21 protein-coding genes are annotated in these 20654 nt (G+C 68.0%); 12 read left to right on the top strand and 9 right to left on the bottom strand.

Features of this window, described 5'->3' with window-relative positions; genetic code table 11:
• The first annotated feature begins 39 nt into the window (after nt 1-39).
• The 3 genes from O2K97_RS05965 (at nt 40) to O2K97_RS05975 (ending at nt 3196) form a co-directional block, all read left to right on the top strand.
• Entirely contained in the window at nt 40-918 is an 879-nt protein-coding gene (locus O2K97_RS05965) for a TonB-dependent receptor plug domain-containing protein (protein ID WP_269220835.1), read from the top strand.
• Between the two features lie 39 nt (nt 919-957).
• Complete coding sequence (locus tag O2K97_RS05970) at nt 958-2373, top strand: TonB-dependent receptor (RefSeq protein WP_269220836.1); 1416 nt, start codon at nt 958-960, stop codon at nt 2371-2373.
• Nucleotides 2374-2458: 85 nt separating this feature from the next.
• Nucleotides 2459-3196 carry a helix-turn-helix domain-containing protein gene (locus tag O2K97_RS05975; RefSeq protein ID WP_112862464.1) on the top strand — a complete coding sequence of 246 codons (738 nt, stop codon included), beginning with the start codon at nt 2459-2461 and terminating at the stop codon, nt 3194-3196.
• Here O2K97_RS05975 and O2K97_RS05980 read toward each other — a convergent pair.
• Together O2K97_RS05980 and cydD are read right to left on the bottom strand one after the other, a co-directional pair.
• Nucleotides 3193-4839, bottom strand: coding sequence for an amino acid ABC transporter ATP-binding/permease protein (locus O2K97_RS05980; protein WP_269220837.1), 1647 nt, complete (start codon nt 4837-4839; stop codon nt 3193-3195). The genes O2K97_RS05975 and O2K97_RS05980 overlap by 4 nt on opposite strands.
• Nucleotides 4836-6440 carry a thiol reductant ABC exporter subunit CydD gene (cydD, locus tag O2K97_RS05985; protein ID WP_269220838.1) on the bottom strand — a complete coding sequence of 535 codons (1605 nt, stop codon included), beginning with the start codon at nt 6438-6440 and terminating at the stop codon, nt 4836-4838. The genes O2K97_RS05980 and cydD overlap by 4 nt, the downstream gene beginning before the upstream one ends.
• A 196-nt stretch (nt 6441-6636) precedes the next feature.
• On the opposite strand from cydD, the gene O2K97_RS05990 reads away from it, so the two are divergent.
• From O2K97_RS05990 to O2K97_RS06020, 7 genes are all read left to right on the top strand, one after another.
• Nucleotides 6637-8217, top strand: a complete 1581-nt coding sequence (locus O2K97_RS05990; protein WP_269221112.1) for a cytochrome ubiquinol oxidase subunit I — start codon at nt 6637-6639, stop codon at nt 8215-8217.
• A gap of 24 nt (nt 8218-8241) precedes the next feature.
• The gene (gene cydB, locus O2K97_RS05995) at nt 8242-9390 is read left to right on the top strand and encodes a cytochrome d ubiquinol oxidase subunit II (protein ID WP_269220839.1); all 1149 of its coding nucleotides are present in this window, start codon (nt 8242-8244) and stop codon (nt 9388-9390) included.
• 19 nt (nt 9391-9409) lie between these two features.
• The gene (gene cydX, locus O2K97_RS06000; RefSeq protein WP_017504187.1) at nt 9410-9559 is read left to right on the top strand and encodes a cytochrome bd-I oxidase subunit CydX; all 150 of its coding nucleotides are present in this window, start codon (nt 9410-9412) and stop codon (nt 9557-9559) included.
• Nucleotides 9546-10922 (top strand): oxygen-independent coproporphyrinogen III oxidase, encoded by a 1377-nt coding sequence (gene hemN / locus O2K97_RS06005; RefSeq protein ID WP_269220840.1) that lies wholly within the window; start codon nt 9546-9548, stop codon nt 10920-10922. Before cydX ends, hemN begins: the two co-directional genes overlap by 14 nt.
• 129 nt (nt 10923-11051) lie before the next feature.
• Entirely contained in the window at nt 11052-11708 is a 657-nt protein-coding gene (locus O2K97_RS06010) for an OmpW/AlkL family protein (RefSeq protein ID WP_269220841.1), read from the top strand.
• Between the two features lie 79 nt (nt 11709-11787).
• The gene (locus tag O2K97_RS06015) at nt 11788-12825 is read left to right on the top strand and encodes a DNA adenine methylase (RefSeq protein WP_269220842.1); all 1038 of its coding nucleotides are present in this window, start codon (nt 11788-11790) and stop codon (nt 12823-12825) included.
• A 62-nt stretch (nt 12826-12887) separates the two neighbouring features.
• Nucleotides 12888-13166 (top strand): hypothetical protein, encoded by a 279-nt coding sequence (locus tag O2K97_RS06020; protein WP_269220843.1) that lies wholly within the window; start codon nt 12888-12890, stop codon nt 13164-13166.
• An 8-nt stretch (nt 13167-13174) separates the two neighbouring features.
• Here O2K97_RS06020 and O2K97_RS06025 read toward each other — a convergent pair whose 3' ends face one another.
• The 6 genes from O2K97_RS06025 to O2K97_RS06050 all read right to left on the bottom strand — a co-directional run bounded on the left by O2K97_RS06025 (nt 13175) and on the right by O2K97_RS06050 (nt 17869).
• Nucleotides 13175-13816: a ribonuclease HII gene (locus O2K97_RS06025; protein ID WP_407060802.1), complete on the bottom strand. Its 642-nt coding sequence runs from the start codon at nt 13814-13816 to the stop codon at nt 13175-13177.
• Nucleotides 13809-14417: a DNA-3-methyladenine glycosylase I gene (locus O2K97_RS06030; protein ID WP_269220844.1), complete on the bottom strand. Its 609-nt coding sequence runs from the start codon at nt 14415-14417 to the stop codon at nt 13809-13811. The genes O2K97_RS06025 and O2K97_RS06030 overlap by 8 nt, the downstream gene beginning before the upstream one ends.
• A gap of 446 nt (nt 14418-14863) precedes the next feature.
• Nucleotides 14864-15622 carry a 3-oxoacyl-ACP reductase gene (locus O2K97_RS06035; RefSeq protein WP_269220845.1) on the bottom strand — a complete coding sequence of 253 codons (759 nt, stop codon included), beginning with the start codon at nt 15620-15622 and terminating at the stop codon, nt 14864-14866.
• 9 nt (nt 15623-15631) lie between these two features.
• Nucleotides 15632-16435 (bottom strand): YgfZ/GcvT domain-containing protein, encoded by an 804-nt coding sequence (locus O2K97_RS06040; RefSeq protein ID WP_269220846.1) that lies wholly within the window; start codon nt 16433-16435, stop codon nt 15632-15634.
• A gap of 67 nt (nt 16436-16502) precedes the next feature.
• The gene (locus tag O2K97_RS06045) at nt 16503-17525 is read right to left on the bottom strand and encodes a DNA topoisomerase IB (RefSeq protein WP_269220847.1); all 1023 of its coding nucleotides are present in this window, start codon (nt 17523-17525) and stop codon (nt 16503-16505) included.
• Entirely contained in the window at nt 17525-17869 is a 345-nt protein-coding gene (locus O2K97_RS06050) for a hypothetical protein (protein WP_269220848.1), read from the bottom strand. The genes O2K97_RS06045 and O2K97_RS06050 overlap by 1 nt, the downstream gene beginning before the upstream one ends.
• Nucleotides 17870-17960: 91 nt before the next feature.
• Between O2K97_RS06050 and rlmJ the strand changes: the two genes are divergently transcribed.
• Together rlmJ and O2K97_RS06060 are read left to right on the top strand one after the other, a co-directional pair.
• Nucleotides 17961-18776 (top strand): 23S rRNA (adenine(2030)-N(6))-methyltransferase RlmJ, encoded by an 816-nt coding sequence (gene rlmJ / locus O2K97_RS06055; RefSeq protein WP_269220849.1) that lies wholly within the window; start codon nt 17961-17963, stop codon nt 18774-18776.
• A 22-nt stretch (nt 18777-18798) separates the two neighbouring features.
• Nucleotides 18799-19530: a glutamine amidotransferase-related protein gene (locus O2K97_RS06060; protein WP_269220850.1), complete on the top strand. Its 732-nt coding sequence runs from the start codon at nt 18799-18801 to the stop codon at nt 19528-19530.
• On the opposite strand, the gene O2K97_RS06065 is transcribed toward O2K97_RS06060, so the two are convergent.
• Nucleotides 19527-20588 (bottom strand): YeiH family protein, encoded by a 1062-nt coding sequence (locus tag O2K97_RS06065; protein WP_269220851.1) that lies wholly within the window; start codon nt 20586-20588, stop codon nt 19527-19529. The genes O2K97_RS06060 and O2K97_RS06065 overlap by 4 nt on opposite strands.
• Between the last annotated feature and the right edge of the window lie 66 nt (nt 20589-20654).

Raw genomic sequence — 20654 nt, forward strand, 5'->3', positions numbered from 1 at the left:
GTACGAGCCTTCCTCTGCGCCCTTGTCGTCGTTTGCGGTGTGACCACGCCGTCGATCAGCATGGCCCAAGGCCGTTCCGCGCTTCAGGTGTCGGTCTCGCCTCAGCCCTTGCGGAGCGCCGTTCTCGACTTCGGTCTGCAGGCGGGCGTCAGCATCGACGCCGCCGGAACTGAGCGATGCGGCCCGACGCGCGGGGTGAGGGGGAGACTTTCTGTCGATGCCGCCCTGTCGAGGCTGATGCTGGGCACACACTGCGTCGCGACCCGTGTCGGCGACGGCGCCTACAGGATCGTGCGGGTCGCCGCCTCGCCGCCTGTCGTCGCGCGAACGATCGCAGCGCCGCCCGCGCCCGTCACCCCGCCGACCCTGGATGAAGTCGTGGTGACGGCGTCACGCACGGACAATCTGCTGCTGTCGCGCGCCCCCTACGGCCTGTCGTCGCTGGACGGGGTGACGCTGGAACGGGCCGGGGTCAGCGACCTCGACGGCGTCGCCGCGCGCGTTTCCGGCCTGACGGTCACCAATCTGGGGCCGGGACGCGACAAGCTCTTCATTCGCGGCCTGGCGGACGGACCTGTTGCGGGACAGGCGCAAAGCCTAATCGGGCTCTATCTCGACGATGTGCGCCTGACCTACGACGCGCCCGACCCGGCGTTGCGTCTGGCGGACATCGAACGGGTCGAGGTTCTGCGCGGGCCGCAGGGGGCGCTGTACGGCGCCGGTTCGATGGGCGGCGTCGTTCAGATGGTCAGCCGCGCGCCGGACCTGGACGGCGTCTATGGACGCGTGACGGCGGAGGGGGCTCTGACGGCCGGCGGCGCGCCGGGCGACGCCGTCGAACTGATGATCAACGCCCCGATCCTTCGCGATCGCCTGGCGGTCCGCGTCGTCGGCTATGACGAACGGGTCGGGGGCTAAATCGATGACGAGGCCCTCGGACTGAGCAATACCGGCGGCATGCATCGGCAGGGGCTGAGGGCGGCGGCGCTGCTGCGTCTGAACCTCGGCTGGACCTTGAAGGCGGGCTTCCTGGCCCAGACCATCGACGTCGACGACAGCCAGTACGCCAATCTGGGCGCCGACCAACCCTATGCGCGTCGTCGCAGCCTGATGGAGCCCAGCCGCAATGATTTCGACCGCGGCTGGGCCTCGGTGGACGGGGATCTGGGGTGGGCACGGCTGCGGGCCTCGTCCAGCGTTCAGTCGCACGGTCTCGACGCGCGCTACGATGCGACGCCTGCGGCCGGACTGTTCGGGCTTACGGGAACAGCGGCGCTGGACCAGGCCGACGACCTGTCGGCTGCGGTGCATGAGGTGCGGTTGAACGGCGACTTCGGCGCGCGACTGAAGTGGAGCGCCGGGCTGTTCTTCTCGGAATACACCCACACTCGCACCGTGGCGGTCTCGGACGGGCAGGGCGGGCCGGAGGTCTATCGACAGCACAGGCGCGACCATGTGGACGAGGCGACTCTGTTCGGCGACGCCGCCTATGCGCTGAACGACCGCCTGAAGGTCACGGCCGGCGCGCGCCTGTTCCGCATCGGGGTCGAGCATCGCAGCGAAACCGACGGCGATCCGACGGAGGTGTCTGGAGAGGATGCCTTGGTCGATATCACCCCGCGTCTGGTGATCGAATATGATCGCGGCCCCTTCGTCTTCTACGCCCTGGCGACCGAGGGTTATCGCGGGCCGGGCTTCAACGCCGGCGCCGTGCCAGGCGGCGACCAGCAGCCCGCGCGACGTGTGAAGCCGGACGAAATCGTCGCCGGCGAGGCGGGCGCGCGCTTCACCCTGTTCGAAGGGCGACTGCGGGGGCGAAGTGCGGTCTTCGTCGCCGATTGGCGCAACATCCAGTCGGACCGGTTCGACGGCCGGGGTCTGCCTTTCACCGCCAATCTGGGCGACGGCCGCAATCGCGGGATCGAGGGCGAGGTCGAATGGCGCGACGGCCCGTGGACGCTGGATGCGCACGCCGTCGTCAATGATCCCGAACTGACCCGACCCGACCCCGGTTTCGCGCTCGGGACCGACACGCGCCTGCCAGCGGTCGCCGATTTCAGCGTGCAGGGCGGCGTCGTGCATGAGGCGCATCTGGCGCAAGCGACGGTGCGTTCGGAGCTTCGCCTGGGCTATGTCGGCCCGACCGATATCGCCCTGTCGCCGACCTCCACCGGCGCCTCGGCCGGCTATCTGACCAGTTCGCTGGGCGTCGGCGTCGAGATCGATCGCTGGGCGATCAGGGCGTCGGTGGACAATCTGTTCAACCGCAGCGACGACACCTTCACCTTCGGCAATCCCTTCTACGCCTCGGGCGACATCAGTACGCCGCAGCGACCGCTCACCGCCCGCCTGGCCCTGACGGCGCGGTTCTGAACATTCGGTTCAGGCGATCTGCCGGCCCGTGGCGATTGTGGTGAGCTTGCGATGGGTCTAGTCATGTCTGGATCATGGAGGCTGAATGCTTGAACTGCGCGCCCTGACCGCCGCCTGCGACAACAGACTGGAGAACTCCGTCTGCTCAAGCTGCGGCGCGCGCGCCTTCAGCGTCTGCGCCAGCCTTCCCGGCGATGACCTCGTGCGGCTGGACGCCATCGCCGAGCGGATCGTCTTGGCGGCGGGCGATGTTATGGCCAGCGAAGATGAACCCGCCGCCAGTGTCTTCAACATCACCTCGGGCGCTGTGCGGATCTACAAACTTCTGCCCGACGGTCGCCGCCAGATCACCGGCTTCCTGTTTGCGGGGGATTTCGTCGGACTGACGGCGGGGGAGACCTACGCCTTCTCTGCGGAGGCGATCGAGGACACGACCGTATGTCGCTTCCGGGCCTCGGAATATCGCGCCCTGGCGCGGGAGCGGCCCAGCCTGGAGGCCGCCTTGCTGAGCCGAGCGATGCATGAGCTGACGGCGGCGCAGGATCAGATGCTTCTGCTTGGTCGCAAGACCGCACGCGAACGCCTGGCCAGCTTCCTGGTGACGATGCTTTCGCGCGATCCCTTGCGTCCCTCCGGCGACAACGCCGTGCGACTGCCGATGACCCGATCCGAGATCGCGGACTATCTCGGCCTCACGATTGAGACGGTCAGTCGCGAGCTGACGAAGTTGAAGACCAGCGGCGTCATCCATGCCGTTTCTCTGCACGACTTGCGGATCGAGCGCCCTGACCGCCTGAAAGACATGGCGAACGGCGCATCCTAGGCGGCCAAGTCGGCTGGAGAGCAGGTCAGACCAAGATGTCCGTCGCTGGCCAGGCCTTCGACCCGAACGGATCGCTCGCACAGCGCCATCGGCGGCGCCCGGTGGCTGACCAAGATCAGGCCTTGCCCCCGCGCGGCCAGGCGGTTCTGAAGGCGGTCCAGGACCTGCGCCTCCGTTGTGGCGTCCAGACCCTCAGTGGGTTCGTCCAGCACCAGCCAGGGCGCATCGCGCAGATAGGCGCGCGCCAGGCCAAGACGCCGTCGCTCCCCGCCGGATAGCCGCTCGCCGTTCGGTCCGACGGGCGTATCCAGGCCCATCGGTTCGGCGCGGAGCCGGTCACCCAGCGCGGCATCGTCCAGCGCCGCCCACAGGGCCGCATCGTCGGCGGGCCCTGCAAGCAACAGGTTCTCGCGCACGGATCCGTTCAGTAGACGCACGTCCTGCGCCGCATAGGCGAACAGCCGACGCCGATCCTCCGGCGCGATGTCGGCGGCGTCCATTCCACCCAGCCGCATCTCGCCGCCCTGGGGCGTCCTCAGCCCGATCAGGCGTTCGATCAGCGTCGTCTTGCCTGCGCCGGAGGGACCGAAGACGCCGAGGCGGAAGGGCGGCGACAGGTCGACGCCAAGGTTTGCGAGACCGAGCGCCGCGCCGCTGAGCGGTCGGCCATGACGGGGGAAGGCCGTGGGCATGGCGGCGTCGAGGCGAGACAGGGCCTGGGCGGCAGACCCGTTCTGGTGCAGGGCGACGACCAGACCCCCGGCGGATTCGACGCCCATGACCGCCGCCAAGGCCGCGAGCGCGATCAGCGGCAGGTCGGCGGAGGACGCGGCGGGGATGACGACGCCGACCGCGAGGGCGCTGGCCGCCGCCTGCCACACGGCCATCCAGCCGCCCGATCGGGTCAGGGCGATCTGCGCCGCGTCGTGATCGGCGGCGACCCGCGCGACCTGCGCGCACGCCCAGTCGTCAAGACCGTAGGCCTTCAGCTCGGGCGCGGCGGCCTCCAGGGCGGCGAGGCGATCCTTCAGCGCGCCGGCGCCGGTCTGCACCGCTCGGCCGGCGGGATCGGAGAGGCGGCGGGCGATAAGGACGCCGCCCAGGACGGCTGCGATCATCACGGCGAACAGGGCCGCGCCGGCCCAGGGGGAGGCGAGGCCGGCCAGCAGAACGGCGGAAACGGCGCCGGCGCCCAAGCTCCAGAGCGCCGAGCGCCGCACGAACAGGGTTTGAACCGCGTCCACGTCCTGAACCAGCCGGGCCGAGACCTCGCCGGACGACAGGTTCAGGGCGCGCTCGGCCGGGCCTGTGGCGATGGCGTCGAACAACTGCGGGCGCAGGCGGGCCAACGCCTTCAAGGCAGCCTCATGGCCCGCGACGCGCTCGACATAGCGGCCGCCGGTGCGGACGATGGCCAGCAGGCGGATGATGGCGCTGGGCATCATGTAGTTGAAACTCTGGGCGGCCGCCGCGCCTGCCAGGCCCGCAAAGGCTGCGCCCGTGATGAACCAGCCCGACAGCCCCAACAAACAGACGGCCGCCACCGAGACGACAGCGCCGCCGGCCGCAGCGAGCCGAAGCCGGGCGCGTTGAGCCTGAGTCTGGGCGGCGATCAGGCCAGCGATGCGTGACGGGACTCTCATAGCGTCACCACGCGGTCGGCCAGGGCGGCGACGGCTGGCGAGTGGGTGGCGATCAGGGTGTTGCGGCCGCACACGGCCTGACGGATGACGTCCAGCATGGCGCGTTCCGAGGCCGGATCCAGATTGGCGGTCGGCTCGTCCAGCACCAGAAGCGGCGCCCGCTTCAGCATGGCGCGCGCCAGGCCCAGGCGACGGCGCTCGCCGCCCGACAGTCCGCCGCCGCGCTCGTCGATGGGGCGATCGAGATCGCCGGACAGGCCCGCCGTGCGCGCGGCCAGGGCGATGCGGCCGGGGCAGGCGGTGCGATCCGCCAGGGCGATGTTCTCGGCCAGGGTCCCAGGCGTCACGATCGGGTGCTGGCTGGCCCAGGCGACCCGCCCGGCGATGTCGCCGCACTGGCTGAGCCGCGCGCCGCCCACCTCGACCTCGCCGCGCGTCAAGGGTGCGAGGCCGAGCAGTAGATGCAGAAGGCTGGACTTGCCCACGCCGCTGGCGCCCACCAGCGCCACGATCTGGCCCGGCGCGACATCGAGATCGAACCCGTCGATGACCGGCGCTGAGCCTTCATATGCGATGGCGACATCGCGGAAATGGATGGCGGGCGCCAGATCGCCGATGGGGGCGCCCTGGGCCGGGCGCAGGTCTGGCGTGATCAGGGACGCGGCCGCAGCCTCGGCGGCCTGGCGATCATGATAGGCGGCCGCCAGGCGGCGCAGCGGCGCATAGACTTCGGGCGCCAAGGCCAGAACGAAGAAGGCGCGCGACAGGTCCAGGGTCTCGGGAACCGGGAAGGGCAGGAGCCGCAACAGGTTGAAGCCGCAATAGACGGCGATCAGCGCGACCGACAAGGCCGAGAAGAACTCCAGCACGCCCGACGACAGGAAGGCGATGCGCATGACGCGGGCGGTGCGGCGCTCCAGCTCGTCAGAGGCCTGGGCGATCTGCACCGTCGTGCGGCCCACAGCGTCGAAGGCGAGAATGGCGGGCAGGGTGCGGATACGGTCGATGAACAGGCCGGACAGCCGCTCAAGCGCCTGAAACTGACGACGGCTTTCGCCTGCCGCGGCCGTGCCCGCCAGGGCCATGCCGACGATGAAGGGAAACAGGGTGAACAGCAGGATGCCCGCCGACACCGGGCTGGCGATCGCGGCGGCGGCGATGATCAGCAGCGGCGAAACCCCGGCAGCGAGGCGCAAGGGTGCAAACCGCGAAAAGTAGCCGTCCAGGGCGCCGACCCCCTCGACCAGGGCCGTCATCTGCGCGCTGGATCGTCGTCCTCGCCCGAACAGGTCCGACAGCAGGCGGCCTCGGACATCGGTCTTTATCGCCCGACCCAGCTTCGCGCCGACGATCACGGCGGCCTGGCCGATCAGGCCCCGCGCGATCAGACTGAATACGGCTAAAGCCAGCCACGGCGCGGCGGCGGCTGGCGATATGGTCAGGCTGGAAATCGTCAAAGCCAGCCCTGCCGCGAACCCGATCGCAGGCGCGACGTCCGCAATGGTCAGCACGCCGGTCAGCAGGGTCAGCCGCCTCCACGGACGACCGATCTGCTTCAACCAGGCGGCCGCAGAGGCAGGGGCGATTGGCACGGCGCTCATCAACGGACTCCAGCGCTCGGCGCAGGCCGCGCGCCATTGGGCAAAACGTCGTTGGACGAAATGTCCAAGGACCAAGCGTCCAATAGGGCCGGGCGTTTGTCGGCGCTTTGATCGAGATCAAGGCGGGCGCCCCGTCCACCTTCTACGGCCATCGAAACGTCGGTCGAGCAGACCGATTCCTCGGAGCAACGCCATGATCGACCTCGCGGTCGTCGACCTGTCCCGGCTGCAGTTCGCGCTGACGGCCCTTTACCACTTCCTCTTCGTACCCCTGACGCTGGGGCTGTCGTTCATGCTGGTCATCATGGAGTCGATCTATGTGATGACCCGCCGGCCCATCTGGCGGACGATCACCCGGTTCTGGGGCGTCTGCTTCGGCATCAACTTCGTGCTGGGCGTCGCGACCGGCATCACCATGGAGTTCCAGTTCGGCATGAACTGGAGCTACTACAGCCACTACGTCGGCGACATCTTCGGCGCGCCACTGGCCATCGAAGGGCTGATGGCCTTCTTCCTGGAGGCGACCTTCGTCGGGTTGATGTTCTTCGGCTGGGACAAGCTGAAGCCGCACGCCCACCTGTTCGTCACCTTCATGGTCGCGCTGGGCACTAATCTGTCGGCCCTGTGGATCCTGATCGCCAACGGCTGGATGCAGAACCCGGTCGGCGCCGCCTTCAATCCCGACACGATGCGGATGGAGGTCACGGACTTCATGGCCGTGTTGTTCAACCCGGTGGCCCAGGCCAAGTTCGTTCACACCGTCAGCGCCGGTTACGTCTGCGCCTCGGTCTTCGTGCTGGGCGTGTCGGCCTTCTATCTGCTGCGCGGCAAGCACGTCGGTTTCGCCAAGCGGTCGATGACGGTGGCCTCGGCCTTCGGTCTGGCGGCGTCGCTGTCGGCCGTCGTGCTGGGTGACCAGTCCGGCTATGCCCTGACCGATAACCAGAAGATGAAGCTCGCCGCTCTGGAGGCCATGTGGCACACCGAGCCTGCGCCCGCCGGCCTGACGCTGATCGGCGTTCCTTCGATGAAGGACCGCGAGACCCATTTCGGCGTTCACGTGCCTTGGATCATGGGGCTGATCGCCACCCGCACCATCGACAAGCCCGTCGAAGGCATCTTCGAACTGGTCGCCACGGCTGAGGACCGCATCGAATCCGGCGTCATCGCCTATGATGCGCTGGAGAAGGTCAAGGCGAACCCGGCCGATCCCGTCGCGCGCGGCGTGTTCGAAACCCACCGCCGCGACCTGGGCTATGGCCTGCTGCTGAAGCGCCACGTCGCCGATCCCCGCCAGGCCACGCCTGCGCTAATCCAGCAGACCGCGTGGGAGACCGTGCCCAACGTCCCGGCCCTGTTCTGGAGCTTCCGCATCATGGCGGGCATCGGGATGTTCATGATCGCCCTGTTCGGCACGGCCTTCGTGCTGTGCACCCTGCGCAAGCATCAGACGAAGTGGTTCCTGAGGTTAGCCGTCCTGGCCATCCCGCTGCCGTGGATCGCCATCGAGTTCGGTTGGATCCTGGCCGAGTTCGGTCGCCAGCCCTGGGCGGTGGAGGGCGTGCTGCCGACCTTCCTGGGCGCCTCGTCCCTGACCGTGCCGCAGCTGTGGGCCACGATCGTCGGCTTCACCCTGCTGTATGGTGCGCTGGCGGTGGTCGAGGTGCGGCTGATGCTCTTCGCCATCAAGAAGGGGCCGTTCCACGAACAGGAGACGTTTGGCGAACCCAGCCCCGAAGCGCCCGCCGAGCGCGTTCCCGCGCCCGCCGTGGCCTGACCCAAGATCTTAGGACATCCGACAATGGATCTTCCCCTCGACTTCGCAACGCTTCGCCTGATCTGGTGGGGGCTGCTGGGCGTGCTTCTGATCGCCTTCGCCCTAACCGACGGTTTCGACCTGGGCGTCGGCGCCCTTCTGCCCTTCGTCGCCAAGACCGACGAGGAACGCCGCATGGTGATCAACACCGTCGGCGCCACCTGGGAAGGCAACCAGGTGTGGTTCATCCTGGGCGGCGGCGCCATCTTCGCCGCCTGGCCTTTCGTCTACGCGGTCAGCTTCTCAGGCTTCTACCTGGCCATGTTCCTGGTGCTGTCCGCGCTGATACTGCGGCCGGTGTCGTTCAAATATCGCTCCAAGCGGGCGTCGCCGAAGTGGCGGTCGTTTTGGGACTGGTGCCTGTTCATCGGCGGCTTCGTTCCGGCCCTGGTGTTCGGCGTCGCGGTGGGCAACGTTTTGTTGGGCGCGCCCTTCCATCTGGATGGCGACCTGCGGTCCTTCTACGACGGCACGCTGCTCGGCCTGTTCACCCCCTTCAGCCTGATCGCCGGCCTGTTGTCGGTGGCCATGCTGGTCCTGCACGGCGCGGCCTGGTTGTCGGTCAAGGCCGAGGCTGGCCCGGTGATGGAGCGGGCGCGTCTGTTCGGAACGGTCGCCGCTATTCTGGCCCTGATCCTGTTCGCGGTCGGCGGACTGTATGTCGCCTATGGCGGGCTGGGCTACCGGATCACCGGCGCGCTGGACGTCAACGGCTTCTCCAATCCGCTTCGCACGACGGTTCAGGCCGCGCCCGGCGCCTGGCTGGACAACTACGGCCGCTATCCGTGGATGCTGGTCGCACCGGCCCTGGGCTTCCTGGGCGCGCTGGTCGGCCTGATCGGCATGTGGCGGCGGTCCGCGCCGCTGGCGTTCGGCGGATCGTCGCTGTCGGCTGTGGGCATCATCTCCACCGTCGGCCTGTCGATGTTCCCGTTCATCCTGCCCAGCTCGGTCGATCCTCAGTCCAGCCTGACGGTGTGGAACGCCTCATCCAGCCATCTGACCCTGTTCATCATGCTGATCTGCACCCTGATCTTCCTGCCTCTGGTGCTGCTCTACACCGCCTGGGTCTATCGCGTGCTGTGGGGCCGCACGTCGACCGCCGCCCTCAAGACCAACCCCGACCTGTACTGACCCTTAGGAGCGCAGAACCATGTGGTATTTTTCCTGGATCCTGGGGCTTGGCCTGGCCGTCGGTTTCGGCGTGCTGAACGGCCTGTGGCACGAGTTCCATCTGTTTGACGAAGGCGACGCCGGCCTGTCCACGCCCGACGCATCGAAAGAGGGCGATGTCCCTCTCTAGCCCCGCGCGCCTGTCCGTTCGCGACCTGATCGCGCGCTACGACGCCCATGCGCCGCGCTATACCTCCTATCCGACGGCGGCCCAGTTCACGCCTGCCGTCGGACCCGGCGAGTGGGCCGACTGGCTGGGGGGCGCGCCCTCCGATCAGCCCGTCTCGCTGTACCTGCACCTGCCGTTCTGCAAGCGGCTGTGCTGGTACTGCGGCTGCAACACCCGGGCGGTGAACCGGGCGGGCGTCATCTCCAGCTATGTCGATCTGCTGCTGCGCGAGGCGGATCTGGTTCTGGCCCGGATCGGCCGGCCGGTCCGTGTCGGCTCGATCCATCTGGGCGGCGGCACGCCGAACATGCTGTCGCCTGAAGATCTTGAGCGACTGTTCGCCGGTCTGTCCGCGCGGTTCGACCTGGGCGACTGTTTCGAAACCGCCGCCGAGTTGGACCCTGAAGTCCTGACGCAGGAGTGGGTCGAGGCGGCGGGCCGCATCGGCCTGAGCCGCGCCAGTCTGGGGGTGCAGGACCTGTCGCCGCGTGTCCAGGCGGCGGTGAACCGGCCCGAACGTTTCGAGACCATCCGCTGGGCGGCCGAAGCCTTGCGGGGGCAGGGCGTGACCTCCCTCAACCTCGATCTGATGTACGGCCTGCCGCTTCAGGCCGTCGAGAACGTCATCACCACCCTGGGCCAGGTCACGACGCTGAGGCCCGAACGGATCGCCCTGTTCGGCTATGCCCATGTGCCGTGGATGAAGCCGCATCAGCGGTTGATCAACGATGCCGACCTGCCGGACGCCGAAGCGCGCTTCGCCCAAAGCCAGGCGGCGGCGCGCTATCTGGTCGGCAAGGGATGGCAGGCGATCGGGCTGGATCATTTCGCCCTGCCGCACGACGGGTTGGCGGCGGCGGACCGGGCCGGACGGCTGCATCGCAACTTCCAAGGCTACACCACCGACGCCGCAGGCGTGCTGATCGGCCTGGGCGCCTCGTCGATCAGCCGCACGCCCAGGGGCTATGTTCAAAACCACGCGCAGGAACGCGACTGGCGCCGCGCTGTCGAGGCGGGCGAGCTACCGGTCGCGCGAGGCGTCGCCCTGACCGAATGCGACATGTTCGTCAGCGAGATCATCGAGCGGCTGATGTGCGACTTCGTCGTCGATCTTGCGCCCATCGTTCGACGTCGCGGTCGAGATCTGTCGGACGTCGCCGGCGCCTTGTCCCTGTTGGAGCGCTTCGTCGACGATGGTCTGGTGCGGCTCGACGGGACGGTGGTGGCGGTGACCGACCTGGGCCGCCCCTTCGTCAGGGCGGTTTGCGCCGCCTTCGATCCCGCTGCGGTGGCTCTTCAGCAAAGGCATGCGCGGGTGGTGTGAGTGGACAGATTGTCCACCCCCTGAACGATTTGCGCTGGATCAAGGCCGAGGCGTCCGCCGGGGCGCACATCCCCGCTCAGACGCCTGACGAAGGCCGCACGAGGCGGCCAGGGCGTCGGGGATCAGAAGATGAATACCAAGACCCTGCTGCTTGCCGCCGTCGCCTTCACCGCCTGCGCGGCGCCGGCCTTCGCTCAGACATCCGTCGCTTGGGAGGCCCCGAAGAAGGGCGACTTCCTGGTGAGCGGGCGCGTCACAGACGTCTTCTCCCAGGCCGATGACGCCATCACCACGGCTGCGGGCGCGGACACGGGCCTGAAGGTGGATGTGGGCGACAGCGTCATGCCGACCCTGGGCTTCACCTACTTCCTGACCGATCACCTCGCGGTCGAGGCGATCCTGGGCACGACCCAGCACGAGATTCGCGCCCAGGGCGGTGCGACGGACGTGGCCGTGCATGAGACCTGGGTCCTGCCGCCGGTGGTCACCCTGCAGTACCGCCCGCTGAGCCAGGGGATCTTCAGCCCCTATGTCGGCGCGGGCGTGAACTACATGCTGTTTTACAGCGGCAAGGACAAGAATGGCTTCACCGTCGATCTGGACGACGGTTTCGGCTACGCGCTTCAAGCGGGCGCGGACGTGGGCATTCAGGGGCCCTGGAGCCTGAACGTCGACGTCAAGAAGGTCTGGTTCGAGACCGACGCCAAGATCAACGACGGCGCCCTGAAGTCCAACGTCAACCTCGATCCGTGGGTCGTGTCTCTGGGCGTCAGCCGCAAGTTCTGAGGCTACTAGGGCTCTCGACGCGGCCCCTCTCGCGCTTCGCTGCAACCCGCTATGCTGCCGCGATGAGTCGGGCCGCGTCATGATCAAATATATCGGCTCCAAGCGCGCCTTGCTGGGGCATGTGACGGGTGCGGCGGCGGGGGTGCTGCCGCAGGGCGGGCGGGTGTGCGATCTGTTTTCCGGCACGGCGCGGGTCGGGCACGCCCTGAAGAAGCTGGGGTTTCAGGTCTGGTCGAACGACCTGAACGCCTATGCCCACGCCCTGGCGACGACCTATGTCCAGGCGGATCGGGAGCGGTGGGTCGAGCGGGCCGAAGTCGTCCTGGCCGAGCTGCGGACGGTGAAACCCGAGGCGGGCTGGTTCACCCAGGCCTTCTGTCAGGATGCGCGGTATTTCCATCCGGACAACGGTGCTCGCATCGACGCCATGCGCGACCGGATCGAGACCATGGGACTGGAGCCGGAACTCAAGGCCATCGCCCTGGTCAGCCTGATGGAGGCGGCGGACCGGGTGGATTCCACCGCCGGGGTTCAGATGGCCTATATGAAGCAATGGGCGCCGAGGGCGTTGAAGACGCTGGAGCTGCGCACGCCGGATCTGGTCCCGGCCGTGGACGGGCCGTGCCGAGCGACCCAGGGCGATGCGGTCGAGATCGCCGAACAGGTCGAGGCGGATTTGGTTTATCTGGATCCGCCTTACAATCAGCATTCCTATCTGGGGAACTACCACTGCTGGGAGAGCCTGGTGCTGTGGGACCGGCCCGAGACCTATGGGGTCGCCAACAAGCGCGTTGACGTGAGGACGCGCAAGAGCGCCTTCAACAGCCGGCCCGGCATCGGCCCGGCGCTGCGGACCGTGATCGAGCGGGTCAAGACGCCGAACCTGATCGTCAGCTTCAATGACGAGGGGTATCTGAGCCGCGCCGACCTGGTGGAGATGCTGTCGGCGAGGGGCCATGTTCAGGTCCTGGAGGTGGCGCATCCGCGATACGTCGGCGCCCGGATCGGGATCCATAATCGCAAGGGCGAGAAGGTCGGGCAGGTGGGGCGGCTCAAGAATGTCGAGCACCTGTTCGTGGTGACAGAGCGGCCGGTCTCCCTGCCCGTGGCCGCATAGACACCAATAAAAACAACGGAGGGTAGGGCGGAACGCGAATCGCTGCGTGCCGTTGTGGGAATATGCAACCGCACCCGTATACCGCCCCCAAGACTGATCGCCCCGACGACTACCGTGTGCGTCCGGCGGCTGAGCCGCGCTCTTGGGCGCCGCGAACGGCGGATGCGACCTTTACCCACAACGCCGCGCGTTACGCTCGCCCGGTCGAGGCGGTTCAGCCCGTCGAACACATCGACGTGGAGCCGGAGGTGGCGCCGCCGCCGCGCTGGATGATGGCGATCGCCGGGGCGGCTGTGGCGGCTCTGATGGGCGCGCTGCTGGGCGGCTTCCTGCACATCTGAAAGCGGCGTCAGGCCTCCTGCAACAGCGCCTTGATCGGCGACCAGCTGCGCCGATGAGCGGGGCAGGGGCCCAAGGTTTTCAAAGCGTTCTGGTGGATCGGGGCATTGTAGCCCTTGTGGCTGGCGAAGCCGTACCCGGGATACTGGGCATCCAGATCGATCATCAAACGATCCCGCGCGGTCTTGGCCAGGATGGAGGCCGCTGCGATGGATAGCGACAACCCGTCGCCACCGACGACCGTCTGGATTTCGCAGGGGAGCTTGAAGCGATAGTTGCCGTCGACCAGGGCGGCGACCGGCTGGACTTGCAAGGCCTCGATGGCGCGGCACATGGCCAGGCCCGTGGCGTGCAGGATGTTCAACTCCTCGATCTCGTCCACCGAGGCGAAGCCGACGCCCCAGGCGACGGCGCGGGCCTTGATCTCGGGCTCCAGGGCGGCGCGACGCTTTTCGGTCAGGGCCTTGGAATCGTCGATGCCGGGCGGCAGGTCGTCAGGGTTCAGGATCACGGCCGCCGCCGAGACGGGGCCGGCCCAGGGACCACGCCCGGCTTCGTCCACGCCGCAGACGTGACCGTTGACCCGCTGCATCAGCACCGTTTCCAGCGCGAGGGTCGGGAAGGCTTTCGGATTTGCGGGGGCTTTAGCCATGGCCCGCCATCGCACGAACCTGGGCGTGACGGAAGCAGGTCGTCTGGTGATCGTTGACCATGCCGACGGCCTGCATGAAGGCGTAGACGATGACCGGGCCGCAGAAGTTGAATCCGCGTTTCTTCAGGGCCTTGGCCATGGCGACAGACTGTTCGGTCTGGGTCGGGGCCTGGCGATAGTCGGCGTATGGGGTCTGGATCGGTTCGCCGCCGACGAACGACCAAAGCCAGGCGGAGAAGTCCTCGCCGTCATCGCGCATCTGAAGCCAGATCTGAGCGCCCCGGATGGCCGCGTTGATCTTGGCGCGCGAACGGATGATGCGCGGATCGCCCAACAGGCGCTGGATATCGGCCTCTTCATAGCGGGCGACGATCTCGGGATCGAAACCGTCGAATGCGTCGCGGATGCCGTCGCGTTTTCTGAGGATGGTGATCCAGGCAAGGCCGGCCTGAAAGCCGTCGAGCACCAGCTTTTCCCACAGGGCGCGGGGATCGCGCTCGGGCACGCCCCATTCGGTGTCGTGATAGGCGACATAGAGGGGATCGATCCCGCACCAGCCGCAACGGCCGCCGGGAACCTCTGGCGCGTGTGAGTCGGTCATGGCCTGATGTTGCCAGTCTGTTCCGCTTGAGGAAAGGGCGTTCGGCGTCGGGGCGACGCAGGAAAAACACCGTCTAAAGTGTCTAATTCGTCTAATCTCGGAGGCTGGGCTGGGGTGGATGCGATCAGGTTTTGCGGCCTCTAGCGTAAAACCGCGCATTGTAGAGGCGTCGGCGGCGGGGGCTGGTCGATTGACGCTGGTCGCAGACAAGTTGCGGAAATGTTGGTGGAAGTTTTGCGGCGATACGATGGATGGCGTCGCTCTTTCGTCATCCTCCGGCGAGCAGAGCGAGACCGGAGGACCCAGCGGCGCCGAAGGCGAAATCCGTCCGCCGCTGGATGGTTGAACACAGAAGCCGCGACAGGTTCGCGCTCACGCGCGCCGCTGGCTCCTCCGGTCTGCGCCGCAAGCGGCTTGCCGAAGGATGACGAAAACAGGCGCGGCCTTCAGTCCCGGACCAATCCGCCGTCCACGACCAGGTTCTGGCCGGTGACCGCGCGGCTCCAAGGTGAGGCGAAAAAGAGGACGGCGTCGGCGAATTCTTGCGGGGTCGTGACGCTGCGCAGCGGGGTCATGCCGGCGATCAGGTCGAACACAGCCTCTGGCGTGGCGGCGCTGGCGTCGGTGGTGCGCAGGAGACCGCCCGAGACCATGTTGACGGTGATGCCGTCAGGGCCGAGGTCGCCGGCGGCGGTGCGGGTCAGGCTGAGCAGGGCGGCCTTGGCGGCGGTGTAGTCGTGGTAGGGCACGACCGGGTTCTGGAACAGGTTGGTGCCGATGTTGACGATGCGGCCGAACCGGGCCGCGGCCATGCCGGGCGCGGTCGCCTGGATCAGGTTCAGGGCGCCGCGCACGACGGTCGAGAACTGGCGATCCATCTCGTCCCAGCCGATGGCGGTCATCTGGGACCGGGCGTCGCCGTTGAAGCTGTAGTCCAGGGCGTTGTTGACGACGGTGGTGACGGGGGCGCCGAAGTGGTCTTGCGCCGCCGCGACCATGGCGTCCACCGCGGCGCGGTCGGTCACGTCGGCCTGGAGAGCGAGGGCGCGCTCGCCGATCTCGGCGGCCAAGGCGTTCGCCGCTTCGCCGCTGTTCCTCCAGTTGATGACGACGCGAGCGCCTTCATGGGCGAAGGCGCGGACGCAGGCGGCGCCGACGCCGCGCGCGCCGCCGGTGACGAGGACGATCTGATCGGCGATCTTCATGGGGGGGACTCACGCGTTGGAGGAGGGAAGGACGTCCTCGCCCATCCAGGCGGGTTTGCGCAAGCGCACCGGACGGCCGTCCACCGTCAGGTCGCCGTCGAGCCGGTCGATGCGCAGCAAGGCCATGGCCGAACCCTGCCGACCCGAGAGGACCTCGCCTGCGCGCAGTTCGCCCTTCAGCACCTCGGCGCCGAAGGCGGGGGGCGAGCCGTCGAAGTCCAGCGGCAGCATCCGGTTCTTGATCGTACCCCGGCGCTTCATGCGCGAGGTCGTTTCCTGGCCGACGAAACAGCCCTTCTGGAAGTCGATGCCGTTCAGCAGGTCGAAGTCGGCCTCGATCGGATAGGTCTTGTCCTGAGGCGCGTCGGCGGTCGGATCGGGCAGGCCGACCGACAGACGGTGGGCGTCGTAGTCGGCCTCGGCGGCGTCCGCAGTCGCCTCGCCATAGAGCCGACCGCCCATCAGGGGCGTGCGGGGGTCGGGGATGAAGCCGGCGGAGGTCTCCGGCCAGGCGGCGAAAACCGGGCGGTCGTCGGCGGCGACGGCGACCTTGGCGCGCAGCCTGTACATCGACAGGCGCTGGATCAGGGAGTCGCGGCGGTCGGCGGCGACATCCAGAACGACGCCGTCAGCCTGTCCCAGAAGGAAAAGGTCGAACAGCAGCCGGCCGGGCGGGGACAGAAGGGCGCCGAACCGCAGTTCGCCTTCGGCCAGCGTCTCCACGTCCTGGGTCAGCAGATTGTGCAGGAAGGGTTTCGCCTCCTCGCCCGTGACGGAGATCAGAGCGCGGCTGTCGAGACGGGCGATGGGCATGGGGCGAAGATAGGGCCGACGGCGTGGCTTCAGAAGACGCCGCGCCGAATTTACGTCGCCGCCCGCGTTACACCGCGAGCAGCTGTTTGATCAGCGCCTTTTCAAACCCCTTGGTCTCCGGCCCCGGCAAGGCCTTGCCGATCTCGCCGCTTTCGAACAGGGCGAAGACCTTGGGGTGGACGTAAGAGGCGCGGCAGACGGTGGGGGTGTTGCCCAAGAGGCCGGCGACCGCCTTAACGCAGACGGTGATCTTGCGCTTGGCGTCGGTGGGCGAGGTCGGGGCCTCGGTGTCGCGCAGCGCCCGCGCCGCCGAGACGGTGCCGGCCCAGGTGCGGAAGTCCTTGGCCGAGAACTGTTCGCCCATCGCCTCTCGGATGTAGGCGTTCACGTCGTCGGAATCGACCGGGCACAGCGCGCCGTCGGCCGCGCGGTATTTGAAGAGTTGCTGGCCGGGCAGGCCTTCCAGCTGCCGCACGACCTTGGCCAGGCGCCGGTCCTTGACGCTGACGCTGTGATCCTTGCCGCTCTTGCCGCGAAACTCGAACGTCAGGGCCGCGCCGTCCACATCGATGTGGCGCTTGTGCAGGGTCGTCAGGCCGTAGCTGCGGTTCTGTTTGGCGTAGATGGAGTTGCCGACCCGGATCAGGGTGATCTCCAGCAGGCGCACGGCGGTGGCCAGCACCTTGTCGCGACAGACGCCGCGAAGGGCCAGGTCATGTTCGACCTTTTCGCGCAGTTTCGGCAGGTTGCGCGAGAAGGCCGGCAGCTTGTCGAACTTGTTCTCGGAACGGGCCGTGCTCCAGTCGTTGTGATAGCGGTATTGTTTGCGGCCCTTCACATCCCGGCCGGTCGCCTGGATATGGCCGTTGGCCTTGGGACAGATCCAGACATCGGTCCAGGCGGGCGGAATGGCCAGGGCGCGGATGCGGGCCAAGGTCTTGGCGTCCGTAACGGTCTTGCCCTTGGCGTCGCGATACGACCAACCCTTGCCGGCGCGGCGCCGGGTCAGGCCCTCGAACTCGTCGCTGCAATAGCTGAGGCCTTGAGGGACTTCGGCGGCGATGTCGAAGGCGTGCGATCCGTCGGCCATCACCCGTTCGCCTTTTCGAGACGGTCATGCAGCCGTTTGATCCAGCGCTCGGCCGGATCGCCGCCCCACAGCAGCCAGGCGATATAGCCGGCGGAAGGATCGGTGCGGCTGCCCCAGCCCTTGCCGTCCTTGTCCACAGTGTGGCGGGCGAAATAGCTGTAGATGTCCTTGATGTCCTTGTCCGAGACGGGCTTCTGATCCGCCAACTGGTGGGCGCGGCGTACGCCGACCTCGGTGCCGCCCCGCTCGTGCTTTTCGCGCAGGTCGAGACCCCGCTTGGCCTGGGTCGCGACGCCCTTGGGCGGCTTGCGTTGCGCGTCGGTGAGGGTGGTTTTGGCGGCCATCGCATCTTTCCGTACAAGGACTTAGGCCGAACGCCGTGTCTGGCGCGCGAGTTCCGCTTGACCGCGCGGGCCGGGCGCGAGACGAGGCGGCATGAACTATCGCCACAGCTTTCACGCCGGAAACTTCGCCGACCTGGTCAAGCACGCCCTGGTGCTGTGGCTGGTGAAAGCGCGGCAGGCGGCCGGGCCGCTGACGGTGTTCGACACCCATGCGGGGGCGGGGCTGTACGATCTGTCGGGCGACGGCGCGCGATCGAAGGAGGCCGAGGCTGGCGTGGCGCGGTTGATGTCCGCCGACGGGCGGACGACTCTGATGGATGCGCTGGCGGGCGAGGTCGCGGCGCTGAATCCTGAGGGCGGGTCGCGGTTCTATCCGGGGTCGCCGTTGTTGATCGCGGACGCGCTGACGCCTGGCGGTCGGTATGTCGGGTTCGAGCTGACCCCGCCGGTGCGGGCCATGCTGGCCGAGGCGCTGGCGGGGCGCGCGAACGCCGAGGCGCGCGAGGGCGACGGCTATGCGGCGGTGGGGGCGGAGGCGGCGACGGTGCGCGGGCCGCTGGTGCTGATCGACCCGCCGTTCGAAAAGCCTGACGACTATGTGCGGTCTGCCGAGACCGCGATTTCGGTGGTGAGGCGCGATTCGACGGCGACGGTGGCGATCTGGACGCCGCTGAAGGATCTGGAGACCTTCGACGGCTTTATCCGGCGGCTGCAGGGCAAGGCGGGGCCGACCCTGGTCGCCGAGGCGCGGCTGAGGCCGCTGACCAATCCGATGAAGATGAACGGCTGCGCCATGGTGGTGGTCAATCCGCCGGCGGGCGCGGAAGCGGCTGCGAACGAGATCTGCGGCTGGGTCGCGGGGGCGCTGGGCGAAGCGGGCGGGCGGGCCGAGGTCTGGACCTTCTGACCGCAGTCACTAGGTTGATTGCATGACGCGCATCGCCATTCTGGAAACCGGACACCCGCCGGAGCATCTGAAGGACGATTTCGACGACTACCCGGCGCGGTTTCGGGCCTTGCTGGGCGAGGGCGTGCCGACGACGCGGTTCGACGTGCAGTCGGGGCAACTGCCCGAGGATCCGTCGGTCTTCCAGGGGGCCATCGTCACGGGGTCGGCGGCGGGGGTCTATGACGACCTGCCGTGGATCCCGCAGCTGATCGATTGGCTGAGGGCGGCGCGGGGGCGGACGCGGCTGGTCGGCATCTGTTTCGGGCATCAGGCGCTGGCCCATGCGTTCGGCGGGGTGGTCGAGAAGTCGCATAAGGGCTGGGGCGTGGGTCTGCACCGCTATGACGTGCGTGAGGATGCGCCTTGGATGCATCCGCGGGCGCGAACGATCGCCATTCCTGTGTCGCACCAGGATCAGGTCGTCGCGGTTTCGGACGACGCGCGGGTGATCGCGTCCAGCGGGTTCACGCCCTACGCCGGTCTGGCTTGGGGCGACGATGCGATCTCGTTCCAGTGCCATCCGGAGTTTCAGCCGGACTATGCGGCGGCCCTGATCGAGGGACGGCGCGGGGCGCGCATCCCGCATGAGGTGGCAGATCAGGCGATCGACAGTCTGAAGCGGCCCAACGATCGGGCCGTGCTGACGGCCTGGATCCGCGCCTTCCTGCTGCTGACGCCGCCGCCGGTCGAGGATTACGGCAGCGGGATCTAGAGCCCCAGCAGCCGGATCAGCGCCAGCGCCAGCACCGCCAGGGCGCCCAGCGACAGGATGACGGCGGCGACGACGCGGCCGCCGGCGCGGGCGACGGCGCGGATGTCGGTCTGGAGACCCAGGGCGGCCATGGCGACGACGGTCAGCAGGCTCGAGGTGGCGGCCATGGCCGCCAGCGCGGCCTGCGGGATCAGGTCAAACGAGCGCAGGCCGATCATGACAAGGAAGCCGATGATGAACCAAGGCAGCAGGCGCGACAGGCCGGGCTTTGCGGCGCCAGGCGCGTGGTCTCGAAAGATCAGCGACAGGGCGAGGATGACAGGACCGAGCATCAGCACCCGCACCAGCTTGACCACCGTGCCAGTTTGCGTGGCGACGGCGCCGAGGGGCGCGGCGGCGGCCAGAACCTGCGGCACCGCATAGACGGTCAGACCGGCCAGGGCGCCGTATTGCAGGCCGTTCAGGTGGATCAGGCCGCCCAGCAGGGGCAGGGCAAGGACAACGATCACGCCCAGCACTGCGGTGAAGGCGATGGAGGCTGCGACCTCTTTCCCGTCGGCGTCGATGACGGGGGCGACGGCGGCGATGGCGGAGTTGCCGCAGATGGCGTTGCCGCAGGCGACCAGCAGGGCCATACGGGGGTTCAGGCCCAGGGCGCGACCGACGCCGAAACCGACGACGATGGCGAGCGCGACCAGGGCGAAGATGCCCAGGACGAAGCCTACGCCGAGCGACGACAGGGTGGCGGCGCTGACCGAGGCGCCGAGCAGGACCACCGCCACCTCCAGCAGGCTCTTGGCTGAGAAGTCGATCCCGGCCTTGAACCGTGCATCGGGCGTCCAGGCGGTGCGGACGGCGGCGCCCAGCAGGATGGCCAGCACCAGCGGCTCCAGCCAGACATGGCCGATCACGTCGCGCTCGATGCTGGTCAGGCCGACGGCCGCAAGGGTGACCAGCAGGCACAGCATGACGCCCGGCCGGATCGTGCGCCCGAACGCCGTCATCGACGCCAAAGTGGGCGCGTGAAGCGGGGCGGGCAGGGCGGCGGACTTCATCATCGAGGGTGATGCGCCTACCCTCGACGGCGGTCCAACGGATAGTTATGGTCGGTTCAATCCGATTTG

The organism is Brevundimonas vesicularis, from assembly GCF_027105095.1.
Lineage (GTDB): Bacteria > Pseudomonadota > Alphaproteobacteria > Caulobacterales > Caulobacteraceae > Brevundimonas > Brevundimonas vesicularis_E.